The sequence below is a fragment of the Ligilactobacillus saerimneri DSM 16049 genome (assembly GCF_000423265.1).
Taxonomy (GTDB): domain Bacteria; phylum Bacillota; class Bacilli; order Lactobacillales; family Lactobacillaceae; genus Ligilactobacillus; species Ligilactobacillus saerimneri.
Genome location: NZ_AUHQ01000004.1, coordinates 43,291 through 69,848 on the forward strand (window position 1 = coordinate 43,291; position 26,558 = coordinate 69,848).

Consider the following 26,558-nt stretch of genomic DNA (forward strand, 5'->3'; position numbering starts at 1 on the left):
ATACTTCCTTACCTTAGTTAATAATGATCATTACCGTGACGATCGCAAAGACTAACCCCACTAGCCAAAAAGTGATGTCGATCCGCCATTCGCTCCACCCTAACTTTTCAAAATGGTGGTGAATTGGACTCATGAGGAAGATGCGCTTGCCAGTTAACTTAAATGATGCCACCTGAAGGATTACACTCAAGGTTTCTGCCACAAAGATAATCCCAATTGCCAGCAATGACAATTCATGGTGTAACAAGATGGAAGTGGCTGCTAAAGCCCCACCCAAAGCAAGTGACCCCATGTCTCCCATGAAGATCTTAGCTGGTTTGTGATTGTAAAACATAAATGCTAACAAGGCACCAATAACAGCAATACAGAACAACAAAATATCTGTATGGTTTTCAACATACGCGATGACTCCATAAGCGCCAAAGGCGATGCTAGCCTGACCTGTAACCAAACCATCAATCCCGTCTGTTAAGTTGACCGCATTGGAAAAACCAACTAACCAAAAAGCTACAAATAAAACATAAATAATCCCTAAGTTAAGTTCATATCCGAAAAAGTTCAATGAAAATGGTAATCCGCAGTACCAGTAAACAATCAAGAAAACTACTGCACCAATAATTTGTCCGAATAATTTTTGCCGGGCCGTCAACCCTTCATTTTGCTTCTTGAGCAACTTGATGGAATCATCCCAGAAACCTAAAAAGCCATAGAGCATCAAAATGAAGTCTAAAACCAGAATCTGTGGTGTCATTTGGTGCAATACCAATGGTGTCCATAAACATGTGATCAAAATTGCAAAGTTGAAAACAAAGCCCCCCATAGTTGGCGTGCCGGCTTTTTTCTGGTGCCATTGTGGCCCTTCTTCGCGGATCATCTGTCCCATGTGTTTTTGATGTGCATACTTAATTAATACCGGTGTGAAAATCAAGGTCAAAATAAAACTTGATAATAACGGTATTACCAATTCAAGATTAGTCATTTTCTTACTTCTTCTCCTTTATCTCTAATGCCTTGGTGGCTTCTTCAACATCGTCAAAATGATGCTTTGTTTTACCAATTATTTGATAATCTTCATGCCCTTTACCGGCAATCAAAACAATATCTCCGACTTGAGCTTGGTGAATTGCTGTCTGAATTGCCGCCCGGCGGTCAGTGATACGATCATAATGATAACCGGCTGGTACACCAGCAACTACTTCATCTAAGATTGCCTCTGGATCTTCTGTTCGTGGGTTATCCGAAGTAAAGAACACGTGATCACTATTTTCAACGGCAATCTTGGCCATCTTCGGACGCTTGCTCCGATCACGATCACCACCACAGCCAATGACACAGTAAACATCCCGGGGTGCGAAATCATTGATAGTAGTAAGGGCGTTTAATAGTCCATCCGGCGTATGGGAATAATCAACAATTGCACTCACCCCAGAAGCTGAAGTGATTAATTGCAACCGCCCCTTCACACCTGGAAATGCCTCTAAGGTAGCAATTAATTCTGCCGTGCTAATCCCAGCGACATAGCCTGCACCAAAGGCAGCTAGCAAGTTATAAACATTGAATAAACCGACAGTTTTAACCGTTAAATGATGCTTTTCACCAAAAACAATGAGGTCAAAGTCGGTTCCCCGTTCATGGATTTTAACATTCTGGGCCCGCACCATTGCGCGGTGGTTTTTAATCCCATAAGTCAAAACTTCAGCAGCGGTATCAGCTTGGAATTTTTCTCCCATAGGATCATCAATATTCATCACCGCCACTTTAGGCCGCCCGTTGCTTCCATAGGTATTACCTAACTGCGCAAACAGCAAACTCTTAGCATGGGCATACTCTGCCATGGTTTTGTGATAGTCTAGGTGGTCCTGGGTAAAGTTAGTGAACACTGCGGTATCAAAATCAATCCCCCAGACACGTCCCTGAATCAGGGCAATCGAAGATACTTCCATTGCAACTGTCGTTACCTGGCTATCAACCATCTGCTTAAGTGTTTTTTGGAGGGTCAAAACATCCGGAGTGGTATTGGCAGTCGGAAATTTTTTCTGACCAATACGCCGATACATGGTTCCGATTAACCCGGTTTGCTCGCCATGGTGCCTGAAAATTGCATCAATCATATGAGTTACCGTTGTTTTCCCATTTGTCCCAGTGACCCCAACAATCTGCATTTGGTGACTTGGGCGTCCATAAAAGGCATCCCCTAACTCGGCTAGGGCCCGCCGGGTATCGTTGACATAAATCACTGGTACCGTCGTTGTTACTGGCTCTTGGGCCACAATCAGCTGAGCCCCGTTGGCAACAGCCGCTGGCACAAATTTATGTCCATCGACGCTAAACCCCTTGATAGCCACAAAAATACTTCCCGGCTCAATCTCCCGGGTATCTTGGGTAACCAGATTAACCGTAAAGTCTGCAAAATCCGGCACCGGCCGTGTTTTAAATCGTAATGTATTAATCAGTTGACTTGCTAACATTTTCCTCACCAATTTATTTTAATTTTACTTCAATTTGTTTTACCTTTGCGAGGTTAGTCCCCGCCTTGACACTTTGCTTGGCAACATAGCCTGAACCGGAGGTCTTGATCGTGATTCCTAAAATATCCTGGAGTGCAACCACGTCACTCCGCGACCAGCCCGTAATATTCGGCATTTGTTTGGTGCCCGCAGTTAATAATACAACTCGTGCGCCACTGATCAAGCTACTTTTTGCTGGAACCGACTGGGCTTTGATTTTCGTGCCGTTGCCCACCACTGTCACCTGCAGGCCTTTTTCGAGTAATTGCTTTTGTGCTTGGGCAACTTTTTTGCCTTTGACATCAGGCATTGCAATACTTGTAGCTTGATAACCACTTGTATCTTCGTCCAGTGCTTGCTTCATCAGTGGATTGAAAATCGAAGCTACCATTTGTCCTTCGTTTTGACCAGCAAAGGTCTTTGGCTTCTTAACAGTTACGTATAGAATATACCGCGGATTGTCAGCTGGGGCTATCCCTGCTACTGAGAAAATATAATTAGTTCCCCCACGTTGGTAACCACCATCAGTGCTGGCAATCTGCGCAGTCCCTGTTTTAACGGCAACTTTGTAACCATCAATTTGATAAGACTTCCCCGTCCCGTTCTTTTCGTAAACTACGCCTTCCATCAGTTCACGCACCTTAGCGGCCGTGCTTGCCTTAATCGGCTTACCGACGGTTGTCGTATGCGACTGATAGACCGTTTTCCCTGTATTAGGATCAACGATTTTATCAATCAAACGTGGCTTTATCATCTTACCATTGTTGGCAATTGCCGTATAGGCTTGAAGCATCTGTAAAACAGTCACGTTGATCCCCTGACCATAGGAAGTATTAGCACTGTCAATTGGGTATTGGTATTGAATCGAGCCCTGAGCTTCATCACCCAACCCAGAATTTGTCGATTTCAAGAAGCCAAACTTCTTAATATATTGGAGCCATGTCTTCGAGCCCATCTTCTCTTCTAAATGAGCCATCCCCACGTTCGAGGACCGGAAGAAGGCTTCAGCATACGAAATATAGCCCCAACCACTTGGGTTCCAGTCGGTTATCTTGGATCCGTCAATGCTGTACGTCCCTGAACGATAGTACTCGTTAGGGTTAAAATGGCCTGAATCAATCGCAGCTGCTACTGTGAAGGCCTTCATGGTAGACCCGGGTTCGTATGCATCTTCCAGCAATGTATTTCGCCACATCTTGTCCATTCCTTCACGCGTCTGTGCATTATACGTCGGTCGCTGTGAGGCAGCTTTGATTGCACCTGTTTTAGCATCCATCAAGACAGCATTGATGTTTTCAGGATGGTATGTCTCATCAGCCTTAGACATCAACGTTTCTAAATATGTCTGTAACTGGGGATTGATTGTCGTATAGATATTATCACCGTTTTTAGCCGGCTTTTCTTTTTGGGCAGTTTTTAATCCCTGCAAGCCTTGTCCGGCAGCCGAAGATTTTTTCACTCCGTTCTCACCCTTTAACAAGCGATTATACTGCTTTTCTAGTCCTGTAATCCCGGTTAAATCACCATCCTTACTCTTGGTAATCCCGATTAAGTGTGACGCAAAGATTCCATTAGGATAAAGACGGTTTTGTTGGGCGGTAAACTTAATCCCTGGTACTTTGGTCGCTTGAATACGTTTCTTGGTTTCCAGGGAAATATTTTTCCCTGCCGTCCCTAGTTCTACTTGGTACAGGTGTTGGTTCAACCCCATATTGATCGCCCGTAAAACCTTGGTATAACTCATGGATAAGTTCTTGCTTAAAACCTGAGCAGCCTTCTCTTTTTGCGAGCTTGGTAAATATTCTTTCTTACCATAGTTAACCGCTTCTTTAGATAAAACGATGTACACAGAATATGTGGTGGTATCTTCGGCAATCGGTTGATCCTCCGCGTCATAGATCGTCCCCCGTTTAGCCGGAATCATAGTTTCTTTAGCGTATAATTTCTGAACCATTGCGGTCAGGTTCTTCCCATTAGCACGATGAAAAACGCTTACATAAAAAAAGCGCCCGATAAAGATCACAAAAAGACCGAGCACAATAAAAAAGAGATACCTTCCAAAATGATTCCTACTGTACTGTCTAATGCGAGCTTCTACCTGTCGCTTCTTATTGATTCTCATTTACTTAGTAACATTCCTTACGTTTTTGGAGTTCATAGTCAAACCAGAATCTTTAGCGATGCTTTCCAAGCGTGAACGGGAAGATAATTCACTGATTTCTTGTTTGGCATTGCTATTTTTTGTCTTTAACTTGGTCACCTTTTCAGTGGCAACCTGTAATTGGTTCTGGGCAACTGACGCACTAACGCTTGATGCAACGACAAAGGTTGCCAACAATAAACACCAAGCGATAGCAATGAAAACTGCTACAACTTCAACTTTATGATATGTATTAAGGTTTGTTTGAGGCCGGACATATGTACTGCTGTGGTGTAAGTTTTGAGGTTGTCTGGCCGGGCTAATGTTTCGCGCTGTACTTTGCATTTGAATGCACCTGCCTATTTAATTCTCTCGATTACCCGTAACCGCGCTGAATGAGCGCGCCGGTTGTTTGCTAACTCTGTTGCTGATGGGACGATCGGTTTCCGCGTGACTAACTTAAAATCAGGTTGTAATTCAGGCGGAATTACTGGTAAGCCTTGGGGTACATCTCGCACCTGAGAATGCTCCCGAAAAATATCCTTAACAATCCGATCTTCTAGGGGCTGGAACGTAATAACAGCAACCCGACCACCAACTGCAAGCAGATCTAATGCTTGGTGGAGGGAAGCTTCCAACGCCCCCATTTCATCGTTAACAGCAATGCGAATTGCCTGAAAAACTTTTTTAGCGGGATGACCACCAGTACGGCGGGCCCGCGCAGGAATTGCGGTCTTGATAATATCTACCAACTCCCCGGTTGTCACGATCGGGTGATCCTGGCGTACTTTTTCAATCCGCCGGGCAATTTGTTTAGCAAACTTTTCATCCCCATAACGGTGAAAAATCTTCACTAGTTGCCCATATTCCCATTCATTAACCACTGTTTGGGCGGTTAGGGCTTGTCGCTGATCCATCCGCATGTCTAATGGCGCGTCATAACGATAACTGAACCCCCGCTCTGCATCATCAAACTGGGGGGAAGAAACGCCCAGGTCATATAAGACCCCTGTTACCCGCTGCACACCATGGTGAGTTAATGCTTCCTTTAGGTTACGGAAGTTACTTTCAACTAGGGTCAAATGTCCCGCTGCAATCGCCGGTGCCAATTGCTTTAGGTTATAGGTAATCGCAGTGTCATCCTGGTCAAAACTATACAAATGTCCTGTCGCACTCAAGTGGTTCAAAATATTTTTGGTGTGACCACCCCCACCTAACGTACAGTCCACATAGGTTCCATCAGGGGTGGTGATCAGCGCATCTACTGCTTCATTGAGCAGTACTGTTATGTGATTAAAATCCGCCATCGCCCTACTCCTATAAATCAAAGTCAATCATGTCTTCAGCAATATCATCGAAGTTCTCCTCCGCTTCAGTGGAGAATGCTTCCCAACGTTCTGCTGACCAAATTTCAATCCGGTTCGAAACACCAACGACCACGCATTGTTTTTCCAATGCTGCATGCTTGCGCAGTGATGCTGGAAGATTGATTCTGCCTTGTTTATCAAACTCGCATTCCGTCGCTGCTGAATAAAAGAACCGCGTGAATGTCCGCGCACTATGCTTCGTCACCGGTAATTTTTGAATTTTTTCTTCGAGGATTTTCCATTGGTCCATGGGGTAACCAAATAAACATCCGTCCATGCCGCGCGTCACAACAAAATTAGGGACTAATTGCTTACGAAACTTTGCCGGAACAATCAGCCGCCCCTTACTATCAATCGTATGTTGGAACTCGCCCATGAACATTTGGTCACACCACCTTCCTATACAAAATAAATATTACCACAATTCCCCACTTTCAACCACATAATATCCCACTCTCCCCACTTTTCTGACAAATAAAAAAAGATTGAAACCACAAACGATTTCAATCTTTCTAAATTAACATTAACTTTTATAAATATTTGAAGAGTCGTAACCCCAATAAAACGATGTAAATCAACAGTATCAAGATATCGGTTAACCGCCAAAAATACAGAAAGAAGGTTCGATAAATCAAATCTCCGTTTTGGCTTACCATCCCAATGATGATTAAGATCCCCATCACAGCTAGTAAAAAAATAATATACGGAAACAGTGACAATTTGAACACCTGCGTTGAGAGATCACAAGCGCCAATAAATAAGGGGATCACCACTATATCTAACCGTTTAACATGTAGCCGACGCCAAAAGCCAGGCCATTTTTTGCGGATCAACGACAATATCAACCAGACTACGGCTAATATTATTAATTGCTCCCACCATTCCAGCATAAGTCAAGCCTTTCTCTTAATCCTGGTTGAGTAAGAAAGCATCGTGCAATGCGTTAACTGCTACTTCCATATCTTTGCCATTGACTAATACCCAAATCGTTGTATGACTATCAGTCGTCTGTAAAATAGTAATATTTTTAGCAGCCAAAGTGGAAACAATCTTGGCAGTAATCCCGGGAGTACCAGCCATCCCTGACCCAATTACTGCGATCTTGACACAACCTGCAATAGTTTCAAAATCAGCATTAGCTTGGGTTAGTAAGTTGCAGGCCTGCTTAGCTTCGCTCCGGTTGAGGTTAAAGACAATCTTTTCAGGTGAAATGTTGATGAAGTCAACACTGATCCCGTTGTTGGCTAACAAGTTCAACACGTCAGCTGTTGCCATTGCCCTGGTCTTAACCACAAATTGAGTCAGATCCGTTTGTTGGGTAACACCCACAACGGTCCGATAATGTTCAATTTGTAAGTTGCGATCAGTAACCAGGGTTCCTGATTGGTCAACATCATCCCAAGTAGACCGAATGTGCATTGGCAGATGTGCTTGCTGGGCTACTTCCACGGCCCGCGGATGAATAACCTTGGCCCCTTCGTTGGCCATATTGGCTACTTCTTCGTAACTCACTGCTTCTAAGAACTGGGCCTGCTTGACAATGCGTGGGTCCCCCGTCATCATCCCTGATACATCCGTGAAGATGTCAACCCATTCTGCACCTAAAGCCGCCCCTAACAAAGCAGCACTCGTATCAGAGCCCCCACGCCCCAGCGTGGTTACATGATGGGACCGTGATAAACCTTGGAAGCCGGCAACCACAACTACATCATTAGTTTGGAAGGCTTCCATGATATTGTCTGTATCAACATCCAGCACCTTGGCATTTTGGAAGTCATTGTTTGTTCTAAAGCCCGCATCTGGTCCAGTCATCCCGGTGGCTGCAAAACCGTTAGTCCGTAAAAGCTCAGTCATGACAGCAGTAGAGATCACTTCACCCACAGAGACAATCATATCAAGTTCCCGTGCGGAAAGTTTAGTATCTTCACCACCCACAAGATCAAGCAAGGAATCAGTAGCATAAGGTGCCCCTTTACGCCCGATCGCAGAAACAACTACTGCCACTTTAAATCCTTGGTCGACGGCGTAGCGAATGTGCTTCATTGCTTGACTACGCGCTTCTTCATCCTTAACGGAAGTTCCACCAAACTTTTGCACGATAATCTTCATAATCAAATCTCCCCTTTAATTTTTATAAGGTTGCAGCTGCCTCTTTTGACGTCATCAAATGAGGTTCTTCCACATAGAGCTTGTGCCACATCATGAATGTCAAAACAGTCCATAGTTTCCGTGAGTTATCACGTTTGTCCTGCCGATGATCTTCTAATAATTGTAAGAAGTATTGTTTGTTGAATAAGTAGTCTGTCTGGGAGTCATTGATAATCTGACGGGCCCAGTCATACATTTCGTTTTTCAACCAGAAGCGAATTGGAACCGGGAAGCCCAGTTTTGGCCGGTGTAAGACGTGGGCAGGAACGATGCCTTCGGCTGCTTGCCGCAAGATATACTTAGTAGTGCCATGCGCGATCCGGTATTTAGCTGGAATCTCACTCGCAACTTTGAATACATTGACATCGAGGAACGGTGTCCGTAATTCTAACGAGTGCGCCATAGTGGTCCGGTCAGCATTCCGCAAGAGGTCCCCGTTTAGCCACTGGTGCATATCGATAAACTGCATCCGGGTAATTGGATCGTAATCCTTTGAATCACGGTACAGTGGCGCGGTAATCTTGTCGAAAGAATGATCTGCATTGTAGTCCTTGATGAATTGTTTCTTTTCCTCTTCATCAAAGATGAAGGCATTCCCAACATACCGCTTTTCCAGTGGTGTAGTGCCCCGCATCAAGAAGCTCTTCCCCTTCATTCCTTCCGGAGCAATTTCAGCAATCTTATGCAACAAACCATTGATTGGCTTGGTGTAGTTGAAGCACTTCAAGGATTCTGGTTCGTGGTAAATCTTGTAGCCACCGAAAAGTTCGTCGGCCCCTTCACCAGTCAACGCTACTTTTACCCGCTTCCGAGCTTCTTTAGCCAAGAAGTACTGTGGCACAGCGGCTGGATCAGCCAATGGATCATCCATGCTCCACACAAAGTGAGGGAAGGTCTTCATAAACTCTTCTGGAGTGATCACGCTACTGAAGTTCTTAACTCCCAACTTATCAGCTGTTTCTTGAGCCACATCTAACTCACTGTAACCTTCGCGTTCAAATCCAACAGAGATAGTTTCCAAGTTAGGGTTTAAGTCCTTAGCAATCGCCACTACGATCGACGAATCAATCCCTCCGGAAAGGAAAGACCCAACTGGAACGTCTGCCCGCATGTGTGCTTTAACAGAGTCAATCAGCACATCGCGCACTTTCTTGATGTATTCGTCTTCTGGGCGATCGACTGGCTTAAATTGTGCATAAAAATACCGTTTAATCTGGATGTCTTCTCCCGGCCGCTTGATAAAGTAGTGTCCTGGTTGCAACATCCGAATTTCTTTGGTCAAAGTTTCTGGCTCAGGCACAAACTGAAATGTCATATAATCCTGCAATGCGTCTTTATCAAAGGTCCGTTGGTCCTTTTGTAATTGGCTATAAATAGCCTTGTTTTCTGAAGCATAGTAGAACTTATCACCTACCTGCGCATAGTACAGTGGTTTGATCCCAAAGTGATCCCGCGCCCCGAACAGAACTTTTTCTTGGGTATCCCAGATCACAAAGTCAAACATCCCGCGCAAATGCTTAACTGCTTCTTCACCATAACGGACATACATTGCCAAGAGGACTTCTGTGTCCGAGTCTGTCTGGAATTCATAGCCTTGCTTGGCTAACATTTCTCGTAATTCGATATAGTTATAAATTTCTCCGTTAAAAGTAATCCAATACCGTTGGTTATCATATGATAGTGGTTGGTGACCACCTTCCAAGTCAATGATGCTCAAGCGTCTAAAGCCCATCGCAACATTGGTGTCGATAAATTCACCGTTATCATCTGGTCCACGGTGCACATAGCATTTTTCCATTTGCATTACTTGCTGTTTGTATTGATCGCCTGCACCCATTTCGATGTCAGTTACAAAACCGGCAATTCCACACATAATAATAACGCTCCCTAATTAAATATTAATTTTATGATACTTGTTAAAGTATACGAGTTTGTCTGCTAAAATTCAAACTCCCTAGGAGGATATTAAACTGGTTTAAACAATTTTACAAGTAACATTTATTGCCTGTACTTCCTTTATCTTTGGTGGCATTTTCTAGTGTTTTTTGATTAGCCATACTTTGCTCCTTTCAATCTTTTAAAAGATTAGTGAATCAATCGCATCACCTCCTTAAATTAGGGTATAAAAATAGCACTGGCCATTTTTTATGGCTAGTGCTGTTAATTATTTTTCAACTCGGCAATCTACTTTAGGTAACTGCTTATAATCTCCATGAATCTTGAATGCTCGTGGAGAATAAATATAATCTTCTCCACTTTCATCGATAACACCAATCCGGTCTAATCTCGGATCATAACATGTTGCGATGTATGTTTTTCCTTTATCAAAAGCTACACATGTTTCACCGAGGTAAGTTACCTTTAATGTTTTTGCCATAGTACATCACCATTTTCATATCAAGTTCGTTATGCTCAGTATCATCATATGGTTATGAAATTCATTCTCTAAATACGTTAATTGATATTGGTAGTTCTTTGTAGTCTCCATGAATTTTAAATCTACCTAATGGATATAAATACTCTTCCTGACTTTCATCTATAACGGAAATACACTTTAATATCGGATCATAACTAGTAGCAATATATGTCTTTCCCTTATCAAAAGCTACACAAGTTTCCCTGAGGTAAGTCACCTTTAATGTTTTTGTCATAGTACATAACCATTTAATGCTATAATTTGTCATCATTTTGTTGATTGCCACTTAATAATATTTTTCCATAATTCTCTTTGCTTTCTCATAATATGGCTTCAAGAAGGCCTGGCACATTTTTCTATCTCTGATGTCTTCTTCAACATAGAAACAGAACAACTCTACATCATTTATCAAATCATATAATTCTTCATTTTCTCGTAGCCAGCCTTCTGCAAACTCTTCTTCCTCACCCAACTTAGCTGTCAAATCCGAAAAATAATTATAGTAGTTTTCCACATTTCCATTAACACCATCTGCAAGCATTTTTAAGATTACTTGCGAGTAGCTCATCGTTTGCCACTTTCGCCCTTTATCTGTTTCTTCAAAACTCCAAGGCACATTGATAAACGACTGCACTATTTTCAGAGCTTCAGCTTCTTCCATCTCATCGTACATGTTGAAAGTGTCCGAGTATGGCCAAAGGTAGTTAATCATAATCTTGATGGGTTTCCACTTTTTACTGGGAATATCGAAATAAAATTCTTTTCCCCACTCATTTACCTTGATAATCATGGCGCGGTGAGGAAGATCATTCAACATGTAATAATGGTTCTTTTGGGGACCCAGGTTCTTTTTTGCTCCCTGATTAATAAGCTCGATTGATTTGATATGATTTTCTGGAAAAACAATAATCCTGTTTCCAATTTTTAATTCAAGTTCATCATATTCAATATCATCATAGTTAAAAGCGTAATCAATTCCGGTGACCTTTCCTTCCCATACTTCAACATTAATATCAACTATTCTTACAGTCTTACCCCAATATTTCTCTAGGTTCATAACTCGTCCCTCCCATCATACATGGATGTCAACTCTTTTTATTTTCATCATACTTGAAGCAGTCAAAGCTCCGCAATAACAATGACTACTTCTTCATCCCATAGGGCAATTTTTTGACCACGATCATCTTTTTTACTGGCACACAATCAAAATAATTTTCTCGGCACCACTCGCTTTTGTAAGCTACCACCCGACCTATCGTAAAATATGCGCATTTTAAGTTGCAAAACCACACTTTTGCACCATATATTCCAATATGCCGGGTCTAACTTGCAAAAAGGAAATTGGCGGTGAAATTTAAAAATAAAATCGCGCGATTAAATGGTAGCCAGTGGGAAAAATTGAAAATCCCCCTGCTTTGAGCTATAGTTATTGTAAATAACTAATTTAAGGTGAAACTAGTGGCAAAAAAGAAGAAAAGAACTAAATTCCAAAAAATCACGCTGTTTGCTGTCTGGATGATGCTGATTTTTACTATCTTGGGCGTCGTCGTTGTAGCAATCCAGCCATTCTTATAATTATAAAAAGAGCGGAGATGATCGTGTTTTCTAATAACACTACTATCCCCGCTCTTTATTTGTTATTTATTCTGTGGCAGAAGCAACCTTGTATCTCTAGCAGTCATTGCCAAGAGAAGGCCACCAGTCACAACAATATTCAAAATGAAACTTCCGCCGTTAACAACCAGCGAATAAAGAATTGGTCCTAAGCCCCATTGAACGTAAGAACCCCAGAAAATAATTCCAGCAATAAAGTGAACAAAGTATTTAAGAAAAACTGCTGTTACTACTGCGGCTAGCAACAATATTCGTTCTTTTTTCCGTTCGCCTGCCTGGATTGCGCGTTGCACGGCAGACGTATAGAGTCCGGCCAACCCAACTAGTAAGTTGGCTACCGGATATTCTAATAATCCTTGCCAGATATTGAGGATATAGGCATGCCCACTAACAATTATCAGTAGTCCCCATAACAAACCAGCTAAGAGTCCCATGCGCACTCCCCGCCGCACACTATATAGGACCAGAGGAATTAGGCCTAAAGATAAGTCGCCCCATTCCACGTTGGGAATAACAACCGACAATAAGGTTGCCAACGCGGCAAATAGGGCGCCTTCAACTAAAATTTTCGTTTTTTCTGTCATGATAATGCCTCCTTTGCTATTTGCTTATGAATCCTAAGCAACACAAAGAAAGACATTCCGCAATGTCCATCACCACATCCCTACGCTCGTCTTAACGAATCAGGTTCAAAGGGTCAGAATTTCTTCACTCTCAGCATAACGCTCCCCCTGTGTTTGCTTGATATTCACTTTTATCATGAACAAATATTATTATACCCATTTTTCAAGGAAAGTTAAAACCCGTTTACGGTATTCCTGGGGCTGTTCATAGTATGCCATTGCATGCCCTGCATTTTTGACAATCCAAAGTTGCTTAGGTGCATTGGCTGCAGCATAATTTTCATACCCCATTTTAATGGGAACAAAATGGTCGTTTTCCCCATGGATAATAAAAATTGGTAAATGATTCTTGTGCAGTTGCTTGGTAACACTGGCATCATTAAAGTCAAACCCAACCTTAATCCGCGCAACACCCCGAGCAAGCGTCAATAATGGCTCCTGGGGCACGTGGAATTGATCTTTAAGTTGGGTTGCCAATTCATCGTGGACACTGGCATAGCCACAGTCAGCAACCACTGCCTTGACTTGGGCGGGAAGTTTTTCCCCACTCGTCATCATTACCGTGGCCGCCCCCATGCTGACACCAAAAAGCGCAATCCTTGCCTTAGTCCCCTGGTGCCGAACAATCCGGTGACACCACTTAACATAATCCAAGCGATCTAACCAACCGAAAGTAACATAATGACCACCACTGCGTCCGGATCCCCGATCATCTGGAGCTAAAACGTTGTAGCCTGCTTCGTGAAACATCCGGATGTAGCTTACCATCCTACTTGCATTTTCGTGGTAACCATGGGCAACGATGACTGTCTTATTAGTTTTATGTACCGCGGGAACGTAAGTCGCTACCAAAGTCACCGCCTTTCCCACTGCTTGTTGTTGCCAAGTTTCCTTGTGCACCTGGCGGAGCCAGCGCTGGTCAGCTGTTAAGCGTCGCGCTTTCTTCTTGGCCATCGTAGTCGCTGGTTCGCCACGCCCAAACCCATAGTCCACAAGGTAATTAGCCGCCCCTGCTAGGCCCCCAATAACTAAAATGAACGTTCCTATCCAAACTAGTTTATGTTTGTGCTTGTTTTTCATCATAATCTCTTTCACATCCTGCGTTTATAAGATCGGTGATAGCAACCGTGAGAATTCCTGCTTAAACTTACGCCACCACGACTGTTTAGCAAAATATTCGGGGGTTAAAAGCACCGCTTGTTCCTGATCTTTTTCAAAGATTGTTTTCAATTGGTGGGCAAACTGTTCCCCATATAAAAAGGCGTTAGCTTCGAAGTTCAGCTTAAAACTCCGGAAGTCCAAGTTTGCCGACCCCACTGATGCCACCTGGTCGTCTACTACCACTGTTTTTGCATGCAAAAAACCGTGGTGATACTTGTACACTTTGATCCCTAAATCTGTTAGGTGCTTAGCATAATATTCAGTTGCTCGGTAAACAAACGGATGATCCGGAAAAGCCGGGATCATAATTCGCACCTCAACGCCTGACATTTGGGCTACCATCAACGCTTCAATAATCGCATCATCGGGAATCAAATATGGCGTTTGAATGTAAATATATTTACGGGCATTGTTAATCATCTTGAAATAACCAAGCTTAATCGCTTCTTTCTCACTATCTGGACCTGAAGAAACAATCTGCATGCTGGTGTGTCCAACGTTGCTGATCAGAGGGAAGTATTGGTCCTGATAACTAACTTGCTGGTTATGGCGGGTATTTTTTACCGTTGCATTCCAATCCATCAAAAACCGTGACTGTAACGCAATGACTGCATTTCCCTGTACCCGCAGGTGTGTATCCCGCCAATAACCAAATTTAGGCTTGCGCCCTAGATATTGATCACCAATGTTAAACCCACCGATATAACCAATCCGCCCGTCAATTACCACAATTTTTCTGTGGTCCCGGTAGTTGAGCCGGGGACTATGTATTGGGGCTTTCTTAGTTCCAAAAAACGGTTCAGCCCGTCCGCCTAGTGCTTCCAGGCGCTTAAAAAATTGGTGCGTAGTCCCCCGTGATCCAAAACTATCATATATCACTCGGACTTCTACTCCGCGCCGTGCCACTTCTTCTAGGGCAGCGCGGACCTGATTGCCAATTTGATCATTATAAAATGTGTAATACTCAATGTGGACATGGTTTTGCGCATGGCGAATATCGTCTAAGAGGACCTTAAATTTTTCTGTCCCATCCGTTAAGATTTCGACATAGTTGTGTTCTGTCAGGATCGCTTGGTCAATATCTAAAAAAAGGCGGGGTAATTCCATATTACCCGCAGATATTTTTTCTCCAGCAAAGATCAGCCGGTTTTTTTCCCATTGTTCCTTTTGGAGCTCTGCAAGCTGGTTAATCCCTAAGCGTTCTTGTTCTTTTAAATCAAAAATTTTACTACTGTTGATTCCTTTACCAACAAACAAATACAAGATGAACCCTACGCCAGGTAGCAAAATTAAGACCAGCAACCATGCCCAGATTACTGCAATATCTTTTTTCTCCCAAAAAACAGTTACGACTGCCCCGCCCGTGTTGATAACAAGCAACGCTAGGAGAATATAGCCTATCATACTATGCATCGTTTTTCCCTACCTTCTCAACAAAAAGCGAGTGGAAAATAGCCTTTATAGCAAGCCATTAAGCTAAACTAGGACAATGATTAGCACAATCATTCGTCCGCAACTACTAGACTTGCAGTTATTTTTCCACGTTATCTGAGAAACATTAGTAAATAAAGACTGAGGCTGGTGAGAAAACAGTATTGTTTTCTCCCAGCCTCTTTACTCCTTTAAGAACGTTTAAACCATGAGAACATTTTACTAAAGAATCCCTGGTTTTCTTCAACTTTTATGTTCAAAAGCGGAACCGTTTCACCTTCTAAACGGCGTGCAATGTTCCGATAGCCTTTACCAGCAATATTGTTTTCATCTAAAACAATTGGTTGCCCTTCATTTGATGAGGAAATGACCTGATCATCGTCAAAAATAATTCCGATCAGTTGAATAGATAATTGCCGTGTCACTTCGTCAACATCCATCATTTGTCCATCGTTAACCATATGTCTTCTAATACGGTTGATCACTAACATCGGAGCCCGGTCAAGATCTTGTTGTTCCAAAAGACCAACTACCCGATCGGCATCCCGGACCGAAGCAATTTCTGGGTTAGTAACCACAATCGCCTCATCGGCCCCAGCTACTGCATTCATAAAGCCCTGTTCAATCCCTGCTGGGCAATCTAATAAGACGTAGTCAAATTCCTCTTTGAGTTGGTCAACGATCGCTTTAGCCTGATCAGGACGGAGAGAACTCTTGTCTGTATTTTGAGCTGCCGCAATTAAAAACAACTTATCGTTGAACCGTTTATCCTTGATCAAGGCCTGTTGTAACCGGGCCCGCCCTTCAGCAACGTCAACAATATTGTAAATAATACGGTTATCTAACCCCAAAATCACATCCAGGTTACGCAAACCAATATCTAAGTCAACTAAACAAACTTTTTTCCCTAACAGGGCTAGGGCCGTCCCAAGATTTGCTGTGGTCGTTGTTTTACCAACGCCACCTTTCCCAGAAGTAATAACAATCGCTTTTCCCATCTTTAGAAACCTCCTGCTTTCACAAATAATTTAGGACGTAAAGTCATCAAGGTATGGACATCGGTTGACTCAAGATTGTGCAAATCACTGACATAAACAACTTTATCCAGTGGTTCGTCCGCCGGGCGGTCAGCCACGATCGTGACTACATCCCCGATCCGGACTTGTTGGGCAGTATTTAAATCACCGACAATTACTGCTCGTGTGTTATCTTCATAACCAGCATGAACAATTCCTTGTACTTCACCTAGAACATAAATATTACCTGTCGCCTGTAAGATGCCCCCCTGGTGAACACTCCCAAAGAACAAGACATCGCCTTTGATCGTGACCACCTGACCATTGCGAACCACCCGCCCAACACGGTGGGTACTACGCTGGTTCATCAAGTCTAAAGCAACATCGGTCCGAATTACATCCGCAGTAATCCGGTGAATGGAAAATCCTTCGAACCGACTAACAATTTTCTCAATCTCTTTCTTTTCTTCTGCCGTTAAAAGACGCATCCCTGTCGCAATGTCAAATGCAGTCTGTTTTTGATTAGCATTATTCATCCGGAGTTCTTTTAATAACTTCTCCAATTCACTGGTAATTTCAGCAAAATTTACCCGTGAATCTAAAATGATTTCGAATCCTTCTTTATGACCTTTTAATGTTACGGCTTGCATCCTGGCACTTCCTTATCACATTTTTTCGAAAAGACTTTTAAGTGGAATAAATAAGATAACAAACATTGCTAGGTTATATGCCAAGGTTGGCCCCAATGTTCGTGCAATGAACGTTGTTAGACCAGCATCTGTAAATCCAATCAAAGAATTAACAAGGTAGAAAAGCAAAGTCAATAACGTTACATCAATTAGATAAATTAATAGTACCACAATAAAAGAGCCTGTGAAAAATTGATATGTCTTTTGGGTCAAATAAACCACCAAGGGCAACAGGATTACAAAGATTCCTAAGATCCCTGTGTAATAGAGGTCAAAGAAAAAGCCGGCGATCCCTGCCCACAAGAGAATGTGTTCTGCTTGACTGTAACATACTGCCATGATGAGCCACAAAAGCAGTAAGCGACTTTCAATCGCAACTGCTGGCGTAAACATCTCTGGTGCAAATGCTTGGGTGATTGTTCCATCAAGAAAAAGGGCGATGAACAAGCCGAGCGGAAAGAGGTACTTTATCCGTGAACTATGCATATCCCCGATCAATCCTTTCTCAATGTCACAGTAACCATACTTAAATCAGAGAAATCTGCCGCTGGATCAATATAAATTTTTGTTGGTAAACCGGCATCCCCATTTTTCACCTTAGCTACTGTACCAACTAATAAGCCCTTAGGTGTTGTCCCACCTAGTCCAGAAGTTACTACTTTAGTACCTTTCTTCACTTTATCTTTGGAAGTGATTTGCCCCATGATTAATTGGTTGGTATCATCATCAAAATCTGTGATCAACCCATTGATAATAGTTCCCGACTTAGCAGCTACCTGGACGGGGAAACGGTTGGATGAGTCGTTCTTAGTGGAAAGCAACTCTACCTTACTGTTGGACTTATTGACCTCAGTCACCCGTCCAATCAAGCCTCGATCAGAGAGTACAGCAGAACCTTTGACCACGCCAGCCAAAGACCCCTTACTGATGACAATTTGGTTTTGCCAAGTTGAAGGTGCCCGTGAAATTGTATAAGCATTAATCTTACTAAATTCTGTCAAACTCTTATTTAACTTCAGTTGTTTCTTGAGGTCGGCATTTTCCTGACGCAAAGTTGCATTGGTTGCCTTTTCTGCCGCCACACTATCCACTTGCTTTTTGAGCTGTTGATTCTCATGATATGTGTTCAACAAGTCCGCAGTACTTGCTCCGGCGCTCCTAACTGCCTTAACCGGATAGCCCACCACCCGGTCGACCAATCCAGCAGCATCATTGCCAAAACTCTGAATAAAAGTCGGGGTATTGCGGTTATTCCGCACCATAATTGAGAAGGCAATCAGTAAAAAACTAACGATTAACCCCACTAGGGTGATCACGAGCTTCTTATTCAAGAAATACTTTTGCATTTTTATCCTCCAATAAATAACAAAGCCGTACCAGTTGCTTATTGGGCAGTCTGACCATCCTCCACCCCATCTGATACGACTTTGTTAGTCAAAATTTATTTCTTTTTCATAACGTCAATGCTCTTGAGTGATTCGCCAGTCCCGATAGCTACACAGTCCAGTGGTTCAGATGCAACAAACACCGGCACTTTAGTAGCGTCAGAAATAACTTCTGGTAAGTGGCGTAACTGTGCACCCCCACCAGTCAAGACAATCCCGTGATCGATAACATCGGCCGCAATTTCAGGAGATGTTTCTTCAAGTGTTTCCTTGATAGCAGTGATGATTTCCTGGATAACTTCTTGGATAGCTTCCGCTACATCAACGGCTGGAATTTCGATCGTCTTTGGCAAGCCAGTAACTAAGTCCCGACCCCGAATTGTTTGATCATCCAGGTCTTTAGCAGCTTCAACAGATGCAGAAGCAATATCCATCTTGAGCTGTTCTGCTGTTCTTTCCCCAATCAAGAGGTTGTACTTTTGACGTACATAATAGATGATTGCATCATCCAGCTTGTCCCCTGCCAAACGAATGGAACGGCTTGATACAATCCCCCCTAAGGAAATAGTAGCAACATCAGTGGTCCCACCACCAATATCAACAACCATGCTCCCAGTTGGATCCATAACTGGCAAACCAGCCCCGATAGCAGCTGCGAATGGTTCTTCGATAACATATGCATCACGAGCTCCTGCCACTCGAGTCGCATCGATAACGGCCCGCTTTTCAACTTCGGTAACCCCACTTGGGACACAAACCATCACATATGGCTTGTTGGACCGCTTACCCATTGCTTTTTCAATGTAGTACTTCATCATTGCCACTGTTGTATCGTAGTCGGCAATAACCCCGTCCTTCATAGGGCGGATAGCTACGATGCTAGCTGGTGTCCGACCGATCATATCACGGGCTTCAGACCCAACTGATACGATTTCACCTGTCTTAGTATTTTTGGCAACAACTGATGGTTCCCGTAAAACAATACCCTTACCTTCAGCATAAACAATCGTATTGGCTGTCCCTAAGTCAATCCCGATGTTATTACTTCTAATTCCAAACACTATCTTTCATCCCTTCATATTAGCAATTGCTTTTTTACGAATATTATTACCTAAAGTCATAATTAGGTATTAGAATACGCGTTTTTGGCTTACAAAAACAAATTTAGTGTAAATCTTAACAAATAATTTAGGAGTGTTCTTCGACCACAACGTTGACAGCTTGCGGTTTGCCACGGCGTCCCTCAACTGTCACGTAGGAGACCTTAGCGCCCACTTGTAGCGTCCGCAAGCCCGGGGTTTTAATCCCAGTAAAGTGCACAAAAATATCATCTCCCCGTAAATCAGGTGTGATATAACCATAGCCCTTAGCGCTATCAAAAAAGTGAACTGTTCCCGTTAACATAGCCGTCTCCTTAAATAATGTTTTACTAACAAATTATAACACACCATTTTTTACGTTGGTATATCAACTTTTTGGTAGCGTTTTATCTAATTTGCAGTTGTTTTTACCGTTGATCCCGAACATTCATATGATCTATCTTTTAAACCCACTTATCCTGTGTTTTTACTTGCTTGGAAAAGACGTTGGGTACCAAGTTTATCAGCTAGTACCAAAATCAATGCTAGGTGTCATCATTTGCTCCCATGCCAAATCGATACTCTCCTGCTAGTCAGCATACTTCAAAGCTGGCAGAACATTATATTCCCGTAAACTAAGATACTTTCCATCCCCAATAATCAAATGATCAATCAGGTTGATCCCTAACAGTTGCCCACACTGTGCCAAGCGTTGTGACATCTGAATATCGCTTTGTGATGGGGTGGGATCCCCACTAGGATGATTGTGGGCGATAATGAAGCCGGCCGCTGCATACTTTACTGCCAAATGCATAATCTCGCGCGGATGCCCGTTGGCAGAATTGATAGTGCCGCGTGAAATCTCTTTTTCTGCGATAATTTTGTTTTTGGTATTGAGATACAATCCTAATAAAACTTCCTGCTGTAAGCTCTGCATCTTTGGTAGCAGGTATTGTCCGGCCGTCTTACTAGAACACATTTGCCCTAACGTTAGTTTTCGTGTTGTTAATAAGCGTCGCTTTAACTCTAATGGTGCAGCAAGCTGTAAGTAATCTTCCTGTAACCAGTTGCGTAACTCGTGCAGTGTACATGTTTCCAACCCACGTAAGGAACAAACATCCGTCATAATTGCTGTGGCGCTTTGATTAGCCCGTTTAACATCTTGCTTAGGCAAAAGCAACAACACTAACAATTCTTGATCTGACAATGATTCAATTCCCAGTGTTTTTACTTTTCTTTGAAGATAGCCCCGATTAATCTGATTTGTAATTGCCAAAAAAATCCCTCCCCTAACTATCTACGTTAAAGGAAGGATTTTTGATCTAATTAGCGATAAAATCACGCACAGCAACTAAGTCATCCAGGACTGCGACAGTTGCTTTCTGCGTTGCTGGCGTTGGGGGCAGAACGTCTGGCACCATGATGACAGGAATTTGCGCTGCATTAGCTGCCTTGATGCCATTCACAGAGTCTTCAATAATCAGTGTCTGTTGCCGGTCTGGCTGCCCGCCAATTTCCCAGGCTTTCAAAAAGATATCGGGCGCTGGTTTGGCTTGCTGGACATCATCAGCCGTAATAAAGGCATCAAACCGCTCATAAACTCCCAGCTTACCCAGCATGCGTTTGACGTTACTCAGTTCACTACTTGATCCCAACACAAAGGGGATGTTATGTTCCATTAGGTAGTCAGTCAAAGTCAAAAAACCCGGCTTGAGTTCCAGGTGCCCTTGGTCAACTAAATCACCTACCCGATCAATCGACCCCCAGACAAGGTCATGGGCCAACTGGTCGCTGTGGTAGTCATGGGCGATGATTTTTACCATCCGTTCGTTTCCGCCACCGATGAACTGCCGGTAGTATTCCCGCGTAATCCCAGGCACACCCATTGCTTGGGCCTGCTCAACTAGGGCTGTATAATACAAGTTTTCGGAATCAATCACGACTCCATCCATATCAAAAATTACTAGCTTAGTCTCCATTACTCTCTCCATGTATGAATTTTTTCCGTACATCCGCAATAAAATACAAAGATCCCGTCACTAACAGGATATCATTTCCCCCTAACCGTGCAAACAAAGACTGTAACGCCGTCTGCCAAACAGGTTCAACATGAACTTGCGGAATGTGGTCTTTGATTACCTGCAAGTTGGCCAAAGGACGTGGCCCAGCAAAACTCGTAACTGTGATCTCAATATCAGGAATGGCTAACAATTCTTCCAGCACTTTAAGTGGTTGCTTATCAGCTAAAATCGCTACCAAGACATGTACCTTTCGCCCAGGAAATTTGGTCACCAGAAGCTTTTTTATTTCGTGCATTGCCGCTTGGTTGTGGGCCCCATCCAAAACAACTACGGGCTGGTCGTGAACTTTTTCAAACCGTCCCGGCCAGGTTGTTGCTTGCAAACCAGTATATAAATCTTGCCCACTCCAGGCAACCTCGTTTTGCCCCAAAATACGCATTACCTGCAAGGCAATAGCCGCATTAGTCACCTGGTATGCTCCTGCCAACTGGATATTCCAAGTAGCGACATCCCCTAAGTTTGGGTTAAGGGTAAATCGCTCTCCCCAAGTATGCAGTGGTGTGGTTACCTGGGCACTAAAATCACGTCCATAAATGGACAATGGTGCTTCTAGTTGCTGGGCTCGCTTGGTCACCACTGCCAAAGCTGCAGCTGGCAGGTGCCCAATTACTACGGGACATTGGGCCTTAATAATTCCCGCTTTTTGCTCAGCGATTGCTTCTAATGTGTTACCGAGGATCCGCATGTGATCCAGGGCAACCGTTGTAATCACCGCCATTACAGGCTGGTCAATGATATTGGTTGAATCATAGGTCCCCCCGATTCCCCCTTCAACAACAGCATAGTCTACATTTTGTTGTGCAAAATAAATAAACATGATAGCAGTGGTAATTTCAAATTCAGTTGGACTATTTCCCAGTTGGTCCATCACTTTTACTTGCGCAGCAACTTTCCCTGTAATAGCCGCTAAATCAACATCCAAAATCGGTGCTTGATTAATTGTAAAACGATCATTGTACCGCACAATGTACGGTGAGGTAAACAAGCCAACCTTATACCCACAGGCTTGAAGCATCCGTGCAACATAAGCACTTGTCGATCCCTTACCATTGGTTCCAGTAACATGGATAATTTTCAACGTCTTCTGGGGATCGCCTAAACGCGCCATCAATTCTCTCATCCGGGCCAAAGTAGGTGTTTTTTTGAGCCGGGGACGACCATGGATAAAAGTCAGCGCTTCCTGATAATTCATGATTTCACCTTCCGCCATCTTTTGGTTAAAAGAATTCTTAACGTCTTAAATCTCTTTTACCAATTATATAAGATGATACCACAACTAGTATTACCGCCACACCAATCATCCCCACCATGGTAATGCTAGTCTGATCCCACTTAGGTCGTACCCATGAGTAGCAAAATGTAATCCCAGGTAAGTCTGTAAGTGGTTGCGAACCGCAGAACTCAAATGAGCATCAAAAGTTGCTTGCAAAAATAATCCCCGCAAAGCTGCAGCCTCATAGCTGCTAGGAAAGATTTTGACTAAAGCCTGAATATGCGACGATAAGGCCCCTAAAGGTATATAGGTTGCAACAATAAAACCAGCTCCTGCCCCAATGATGGCCTCAATTCGACTGCAAGTTACTTCTGACCGGATCGGCAAGATAATCAGGGCATTAACCAGAGTGGCCACCACCGCCCCGAGTAACAGGTAGCCTACTGCTGGTAGGTAGGCACTGCTAGGAATAGTGACTTTATCAACGATGGTAAAATACATTCCCATCACAAGCCCGGTAACCACCTGCATGACAAAACTTATCGCAGTTGCGACTAAAATATAAGCTCCGTACGTCCTAATCCTAGTAAAATCCAAGTTGTAGTAAATGCGTACATCACGAAAAGTATATACGTCAGCCAGCTTTTTCTCCCCCTATCCTGGTGGTAGGTAATTAACACACCCCCGATAATCATCACCAAGTTGCTTAATTTAAGCGGGATACAGATTATCATCAGGAGGATAAAACCAATTATATGTACGAGATCAAACCTGAGCTTGCTAACGTAAGCCAAAACAAGCACTTCGATCAGTAGTGTCGAAAGCATCCCCAAAATATAATTCCCCATATAAATCATCTTATATACCTAATTACCATTTATTGTAAAAAGAGAGCAGGAAATGTTGCAACATTTCCTGCTCTTATTAAGCCTTAGTTAATAAATTTTAAACGCTACCCTACTACTTGGCTGCTTGCAATTCCGCAATCCGCTTGGTAGTAGCAGCTAATTTTTCTTGGTAGCCGGCTAATTTTTCTTTTTCTTTAGCTACAATTGCTTCGGGCGCATTAGCAACAAATTTTTCATTGCTCAACTTCTTAGTGCCCCGGGCAACTTCACTCTCTAACTTAGTAACTTCCTTTTGCAACCGCGCAATTTCTTCGTCTAAGTCAATCAGGTCAGCCAATGGCAAGTATACTTCTGCCCCGGTAATCACTGATGTCATAGCTAAAGTTGGTGCTGTTACTTCTGGACTGATAACCAGCTTCTTTGGATGGCAGAAACGTTGGATGTATTCTTGATTACTTTCCAAAATTTCCTTAGTGGCTGGTGCAGTCGTCTTAATTAAAATATCAATAGCTGATGACATTGGCGCATTAACTTCCGCCCGGTTGTTCCGGACCGCTTTGATTAATTCAATCAAGTTTTCCATTTGTTCTTCAGCATCGCGGTCGATTACTGCTTCGTCAACAGTTGGATAAGTTGCTGTCACAAGGGTTTCACCTTCATGAGGCATCGTTAACCAAATCTTTTCGGTTACAAATGGCATGATTGGGTGGAGCAGGCGTAAGATCTTGTCCAAGACATAGCACAAGATTTGTTGAGTGTTCTTCTTAGCCTGGGCATCATTACCGTTTAAGTCTTCCTTAGCCATTTCAATGTACCAATCACAGAAGTCATTCCAGATGAAGTTGTACAGTGCCCGGTCAGTTTCCCCAAATTCAAACTTATCAAAGAAGTAGTTAACATCCTTGATCGTGTCATTCAAACGGGAAATGATCCACTTATCAGCCAATTTCCATTCTGCTTGTGGTGGCAAAGTAGGCTGAGTATTGTCATCGAGGTTCATGATAACAAACCGACTAGCATTCCAGATCTTGTTGATGAAGTTCCAAGCTGCATCCATCTTAGTATATGAGAAGCGAATGTCTTGGCCTGGAGTTGAACCGTTAGTCAAGAACCACCGCAATGCGTCAGCACCATACTTGTCAATAACATCCATTGGATCAATCCCGTTACCCAAGGATTTACTCATTTTACGTCCTTGTTCATCCCGAATTAAACCGTGCAACAGAACATCTTTGAATGGACGCTTACCAGTAAATTCCAGACTTTGGAAAATCATCCGGGAAACCCAGAAGAAGATAATATCATAGCCTGTTACCAGCGTATTGGTTGGGAAGTAACGCTTGAAATCTTCTGCGTCAGTATCAGGCCAGCCCATCGTGGAGAATGGCCATAAAGCACTGGAGAACCATGTATCGAGGACATCTGTTTCTTGTTCCCAATTTTCACTGTCAGCTGGGGCTTCCATACCTACATAGACTTCCCCAGTTTTCTTGTGGTACCAGGCTGGAATTTGGTGACCCCACCATAATTGCCGTGAAATAACCCAATCATGAACATTTTCCATCCATTGGGTAAATATGTGCTCAAAGCGACTTGGTTGGAAGTGAACTTTATCTTCAGTTTCTTGGTTCTTTAATGCCATTTCTGCCAATGGTTTCATCTTAACAAACCATTGCGTTGATAACCGTGCTTCCACTTGAACCCCGGTCCGTTCGGAGTGCCCTACTGAGTGCACGATTGGTTCTACCCGCAACATGTACCCTTGGTCCTCTAAGTCAGCAACGATTGCCTTCCGGGCTTCAAACCGGTCCATGCCTTCATACTTACCCGCGTTGGCATTCATAGTTGCATCTTCATTCATCGTATTGATCCGTTCCAGATTATGGCGGTTTCCGACTTGGAAGTCGTTAGGGTCGTGGGCAGGAGTAATTTTCACCATCCCAGTCCCAAATTCAGGATCAACATATTGGTCAGCAATGATTGGAATGTGGCGTCCTTGCAGAGGCAGAATTACTTCTTTACCAACTAAATCCTTATAGCGTTCATCGCTCGGATTAACCGCAACAGCCACATCCCCCATCATTGTTTCAGGACGGGTAGTTGCAATTTCAATATAGTCCTTGCCATCAAAGGTTGTCCCATCAGTAAATGGATATTTGACGTGGTAGAATGCACCTTTGTCATCCTTATGAATAACTTCAATGTCGGATAAAGCAGTACGGGCTTTAGGATCCCAGTTAATGATGTATTCGCCCCGGTAGATCAGACCTTTTTCATATAAACTAACAAAGACTTTCCGTACCGCTTTGTTCAAACCTTCGTCCAAAGTGAAGCGTTCCCGATCATAGTCTAAAGACAGACCAAGCTTGGCCCATTGTTGGTGGATAATATCAGCGTATTCATCCTTCCATTCCCATACTTTGTCAACAAACTTCTCCCGTCCTAAGTCATAACGGGAAATCCCTTGTTCAGCTAACCGTGCTTCCACTTTAGCTTGTGTGGCGATCCCAGCATGGTCCATCCCTGGTAACCATAAAGTATCATACCCTTGCATCCGCTTTTGCCGGATCAGCATATCTTGCAAGGTTGTATCCCACGCATGGCCTAAGTGTAACTTCCCAGTAACATTTGGTGGTGGAATAACAATTGAATATGGCTTAGCTTTCTTGTTGTTATTTGGTTTGAAAAATCCCTTTTTTACCCACGTTTCATAACGACCAGGTTCAACCTGTTTGGGATCATATTTAGTTGACATTGCGATTTCTCGTGTCATCTGCATCCTTCCTTTCTTTAATAGCGGGCACTAAAAAAGCACCATCGTCCAAGCATAGGACGACAGT

The 26,558-nt window shown here is 43.2% G+C and carries 26 protein-coding genes, 1 riboswitch and 1 other annotated feature (1 of these 28 running past the window's edge); of the genes, 1 reads left to right on the top strand and 25 read right to left on the bottom strand.

Features of this window, described 5'->3' with window-relative positions:
* Nucleotides 1–13 precede the first annotated feature (13 nt).
* The 11 genes from mraY to G541_RS10585 form a co-directional block, all read right to left on the bottom strand.
* The gene (gene mraY, locus G541_RS0102505; RefSeq protein ID WP_027826393.1) at nt 14–979 is read right to left on the bottom strand and encodes a phospho-N-acetylmuramoyl-pentapeptide-transferase; all 966 of its coding nucleotides are present in this window, start codon (nt 977–979) and stop codon (nt 14–16) included.
* A gap of 4 nt (nt 980–983) precedes the next feature.
* Entirely contained in the window at nt 984–2,468 is a 1,485-nt protein-coding gene (locus G541_RS0102510; RefSeq protein WP_027826394.1) for a UDP-N-acetylmuramoyl-L-alanyl-D-glutamate--2,6-diaminopimelate ligase, read from the bottom strand.
* 13 nt (nt 2,469–2,481) lie between these two features.
* Nucleotides 2,482–4,629, bottom strand: a complete 2,148-nt coding sequence (locus G541_RS0102515) for a penicillin-binding transpeptidase domain-containing protein (RefSeq protein ID WP_027826395.1) — start codon at nt 4,627–4,629, stop codon at nt 2,482–2,484.
* Entirely contained in the window at nt 4,630–4,992 is a 363-nt protein-coding gene (ftsL, locus tag G541_RS0102520) for a cell division protein FtsL (RefSeq protein WP_027826396.1), read from the bottom strand.
* A 14-nt stretch (nt 4,993–5,006) separates the two neighbouring features.
* Nucleotides 5,007–5,954, bottom strand: a complete 948-nt coding sequence (rsmH, locus tag G541_RS0102525; protein WP_027826397.1) for a 16S rRNA (cytosine(1402)-N(4))-methyltransferase RsmH — start codon at nt 5,952–5,954, stop codon at nt 5,007–5,009.
* 10 nt (nt 5,955–5,964) lie between these two features.
* On the bottom strand, nt 5,965–6,396 hold the full coding sequence (mraZ, locus tag G541_RS0102530; protein WP_009553665.1) for a division/cell wall cluster transcriptional repressor MraZ: 432 nt from the start codon (nt 6,394–6,396) through the stop codon (nt 5,965–5,967).
* Between the two features lie 148 nt (nt 6,397–6,544).
* Nucleotides 6,545–6,904: a DUF3397 family protein gene (locus G541_RS0102535; RefSeq protein ID WP_027826399.1), complete on the bottom strand. Its 360-nt coding sequence runs from the start codon at nt 6,902–6,904 to the stop codon at nt 6,545–6,547.
* A 16-nt stretch (nt 6,905–6,920) separates the two neighbouring features.
* A complete protein-coding gene (gene dapG / locus G541_RS0102540) occupies nt 6,921–8,123 on the bottom strand; it encodes an aspartate kinase (protein WP_027826400.1) in 1,203 nt (400 codons plus the stop codon).
* A gap of 22 nt (nt 8,124–8,145) precedes the next feature.
* Nucleotides 8,146–10,035: an asparagine synthase (glutamine-hydrolyzing) gene (gene asnB, locus G541_RS0102545; RefSeq protein ID WP_027826401.1), complete on the bottom strand. Its 1,890-nt coding sequence runs from the start codon at nt 10,033–10,035 to the stop codon at nt 8,146–8,148.
* A gap of 291 nt (nt 10,036–10,326) precedes the next feature.
* On the bottom strand, nt 10,327–10,539 hold the full coding sequence (locus tag G541_RS0102550) for a hypothetical protein (RefSeq protein WP_027826402.1): 213 nt from the start codon (nt 10,537–10,539) through the stop codon (nt 10,327–10,329).
* Nucleotides 10,540–10,864: 325 nt separating this feature from the next.
* Entirely contained in the window at nt 10,865–11,635 is a 771-nt protein-coding gene (locus G541_RS10585) for a hypothetical protein (protein WP_235806340.1), read from the bottom strand.
* A gap of 401 nt (nt 11,636–12,036) precedes the next feature.
* Between G541_RS10585 and G541_RS10115 the strand changes: the two genes are divergently transcribed.
* Nucleotides 12,037–12,153: a DUF4044 domain-containing protein gene (locus G541_RS10115; protein WP_100222919.1), complete on the top strand. Its 117-nt coding sequence runs from the start codon at nt 12,037–12,039 to the stop codon at nt 12,151–12,153.
* Nucleotides 12,154–12,215: 62 nt separating this feature from the next.
* On the opposite strand, the gene thiT is transcribed toward G541_RS10115, so the two are convergent.
* The 14 genes from thiT to G541_RS0102640 form a co-directional block, all read right to left on the bottom strand.
* Nucleotides 12,216–12,776, bottom strand: a complete 561-nt coding sequence (gene thiT, locus G541_RS0102570) for an energy-coupled thiamine transporter ThiT (protein WP_027826404.1) — start codon at nt 12,774–12,776, stop codon at nt 12,216–12,218.
* A gap of 60 nt (nt 12,777–12,836) precedes the next feature.
* Nucleotides 12,837–12,934: riboswitch (TPP riboswitch) on the bottom strand.
* Between the two features lie 31 nt (nt 12,935–12,965).
* Entirely contained in the window at nt 12,966–13,898 is a 933-nt protein-coding gene (locus tag G541_RS0102575) for an alpha/beta hydrolase (RefSeq protein ID WP_027826405.1), read from the bottom strand.
* 21 nt (nt 13,899–13,919) lie between these two features.
* On the bottom strand, nt 13,920–15,389 hold the full coding sequence (gene cls, locus G541_RS0102580) for a cardiolipin synthase (RefSeq protein WP_027826406.1): 1,470 nt from the start codon (nt 15,387–15,389) through the stop codon (nt 13,920–13,922).
* A gap of 209 nt (nt 15,390–15,598) precedes the next feature.
* Nucleotides 15,599–16,405, bottom strand: coding sequence for a septum site-determining protein MinD (gene minD, locus G541_RS0102585; RefSeq protein WP_009553682.1), 807 nt, complete (start codon nt 16,403–16,405; stop codon nt 15,599–15,601).
* Nucleotides 16,406–16,407: 2 nt separating this feature from the next.
* Nucleotides 16,408–17,073 (bottom strand): septum site-determining protein MinC, encoded by a 666-nt coding sequence (locus G541_RS0102590; RefSeq protein WP_027826407.1) that lies wholly within the window; start codon nt 17,071–17,073, stop codon nt 16,408–16,410.
* Between the two features lie 15 nt (nt 17,074–17,088).
* Nucleotides 17,089–17,598 carry a rod shape-determining protein MreD gene (gene mreD / locus G541_RS0102595; protein ID WP_027826408.1) on the bottom strand — a complete coding sequence of 170 codons (510 nt, stop codon included), beginning with the start codon at nt 17,596–17,598 and terminating at the stop codon, nt 17,089–17,091.
* Nucleotides 17,599–17,606: 8 nt separating this feature from the next.
* Nucleotides 17,607–18,458 (bottom strand): rod shape-determining protein MreC, encoded by an 852-nt coding sequence (mreC, locus tag G541_RS0102600; RefSeq protein WP_009553689.1) that lies wholly within the window; start codon nt 18,456–18,458, stop codon nt 17,607–17,609.
* 95 nt (nt 18,459–18,553) lie between these two features.
* Nucleotides 18,554–19,558: a rod shape-determining protein gene (locus G541_RS0102605; RefSeq protein ID WP_009553691.1), complete on the bottom strand. Its 1,005-nt coding sequence runs from the start codon at nt 19,556–19,558 to the stop codon at nt 18,554–18,556.
* A 127-nt stretch (nt 19,559–19,685) separates the two neighbouring features.
* Nucleotides 19,686–19,901 carry a cold-shock protein gene (locus tag G541_RS0102610; RefSeq protein WP_009553693.1) on the bottom strand — a complete coding sequence of 72 codons (216 nt, stop codon included), beginning with the start codon at nt 19,899–19,901 and terminating at the stop codon, nt 19,686–19,688.
* Nucleotides 19,902–20,165: 264 nt separating this feature from the next.
* Entirely contained in the window at nt 20,166–20,852 is a 687-nt protein-coding gene (radC, locus tag G541_RS0102615) for a RadC family protein (protein WP_051174538.1), read from the bottom strand.
* A 46-nt stretch (nt 20,853–20,898) separates the two neighbouring features.
* Complete coding sequence (locus tag G541_RS0102620; RefSeq protein ID WP_009553697.1) at nt 20,899–21,555, bottom strand: HAD family hydrolase; 657 nt, start codon at nt 21,553–21,555, stop codon at nt 20,899–20,901.
* The gene (locus tag G541_RS0102625; protein WP_155824456.1) at nt 21,545–22,849 is read right to left on the bottom strand and encodes a bifunctional folylpolyglutamate synthase/dihydrofolate synthase; all 1,305 of its coding nucleotides are present in this window, start codon (nt 22,847–22,849) and stop codon (nt 21,545–21,547) included. Before G541_RS0102625 ends, G541_RS0102620 begins: the two co-directional genes overlap by 11 nt.
* Nucleotides 22,850–22,954: 105 nt before the next feature.
* Nucleotides 22,955–23,377, bottom strand: a complete 423-nt coding sequence (locus tag G541_RS09240; protein ID WP_051174539.1) for a hypothetical protein — start codon at nt 23,375–23,377, stop codon at nt 22,955–22,957.
* A gap of 453 nt (nt 23,378–23,830) precedes the next feature.
* On the bottom strand, nt 23,831–26,491 hold the full coding sequence (locus G541_RS0102640) for a valine--tRNA ligase (RefSeq protein ID WP_027826412.1): 2,661 nt from the start codon (nt 26,489–26,491) through the stop codon (nt 23,831–23,833).
* Between the two features lie 52 nt (nt 26,492–26,543).
* Nucleotides 26,544–26,558 (bottom strand) — a binding site (T-box leader) (it continues 192 nt past the right edge of the window).

Bases quoted from the DNA above. Each gene is read 5' to 3' on its own strand.
- mraY (WP_027826393.1), bottom strand. From the start codon at position 979: ATGACTAATCTTGAATTGGTAATACCGTTATTATCAAGTTTTATTTTG.
- G541_RS0102510 (WP_027826394.1), bottom strand. From the start codon at position 2,468: ATGTTAGCAAGTCAACTGATTAATACATTACGATTTAAAACACGGCCG.
- G541_RS0102515 (WP_027826395.1), bottom strand. From the start codon at position 4,629: ATGAGAATCAATAAGAAGCGACAGGTAGAAGCTCGCATTAGACAGTAC.
- ftsL (WP_027826396.1), bottom strand. From the start codon at position 4,992: ATGCAAAGTACAGCGCGAAACATTAGCCCGGCCAGACAACCTCAAAAC.
- rsmH (WP_027826397.1), bottom strand. From the start codon at position 5,954: ATGGCGGATTTTAATCACATAACAGTACTGCTCAATGAAGCAGTAGAT.
- mraZ (WP_009553665.1), bottom strand. From the start codon at position 6,396: ATGTTCATGGGCGAGTTCCAACATACGATTGATAGTAAGGGGCGGCTG.
- G541_RS0102535 (WP_027826399.1), bottom strand. From the start codon at position 6,904: ATGCTGGAATGGTGGGAGCAATTAATAATATTAGCCGTAGTCTGGTTG.
- dapG (WP_027826400.1), bottom strand. From the start codon at position 8,123: ATGAAGATTATCGTGCAAAAGTTTGGTGGAACTTCCGTTAAGGATGAA.
- asnB (WP_027826401.1), bottom strand. From the start codon at position 10,035: ATGTGTGGAATTGCCGGTTTTGTAACTGACATCGAAATGGGTGCAGGC.
- G541_RS0102550 (WP_027826402.1), bottom strand. From the start codon at position 10,539: ATGGCAAAAACATTAAAGGTAACTTACCTCGGTGAAACATGTGTAGCT.
- G541_RS10585 (WP_235806340.1), bottom strand. From the start codon at position 11,635: ATGAACCTAGAGAAATATTGGGGTAAGACTGTAAGAATAGTTGATATT.
- thiT (WP_027826404.1), bottom strand. From the start codon at position 12,776: ATGACAGAAAAAACGAAAATTTTAGTTGAAGGCGCCCTATTTGCCGCG.
- G541_RS0102575 (WP_027826405.1), bottom strand. From the start codon at position 13,898: ATGATGAAAAACAAGCACAAACATAAACTAGTTTGGATAGGAACGTTC.
- cls (WP_027826406.1), bottom strand. From the start codon at position 15,389: ATGCATAGTATGATAGGCTATATTCTCCTAGCGTTGCTTGTTATCAAC.
- minD (WP_009553682.1), bottom strand. From the start codon at position 16,405: ATGGGAAAAGCGATTGTTATTACTTCTGGGAAAGGTGGCGTTGGTAAA.
- G541_RS0102590 (WP_027826407.1), bottom strand. From the start codon at position 17,073: ATGCAAGCCGTAACATTAAAAGGTCATAAAGAAGGATTCGAAATCATT.
- mreD (WP_027826408.1), bottom strand. From the start codon at position 17,598: ATGCATAGTTCACGGATAAAGTACCTCTTTCCGCTCGGCTTGTTCATC.
- mreC (WP_009553689.1), bottom strand. From the start codon at position 18,458: ATGCAAAAGTATTTCTTGAATAAGAAGCTCGTGATCACCCTAGTGGGG.
- G541_RS0102610 (WP_009553693.1), bottom strand. From the start codon at position 19,901: ATGTTAACGGGAACAGTTCACTTTTTTGATAGCGCTAAGGGCTATGGT.
- G541_RS0102620 (WP_009553697.1), bottom strand. From the start codon at position 21,555: ATGGAGACTAAGCTAGTAATTTTTGATATGGATGGAGTCGTGATTGAT.
- G541_RS0102625 (WP_155824456.1), bottom strand. From the start codon at position 22,849: ATGAATTATCAGGAAGCGCTGACTTTTATCCATGGTCGTCCCCGGCTC.
- G541_RS09240 (WP_051174539.1), bottom strand. From the start codon at position 23,377: ATGGGAATGTATTTTACCATCGTTGATAAAGTCACTATTCCTAGCAGT.
- G541_RS0102640 (WP_027826412.1), bottom strand. From the start codon at position 26,491: ATGACACGAGAAATCGCAATGTCAACTAAATATGATCCCAAACAGGTT.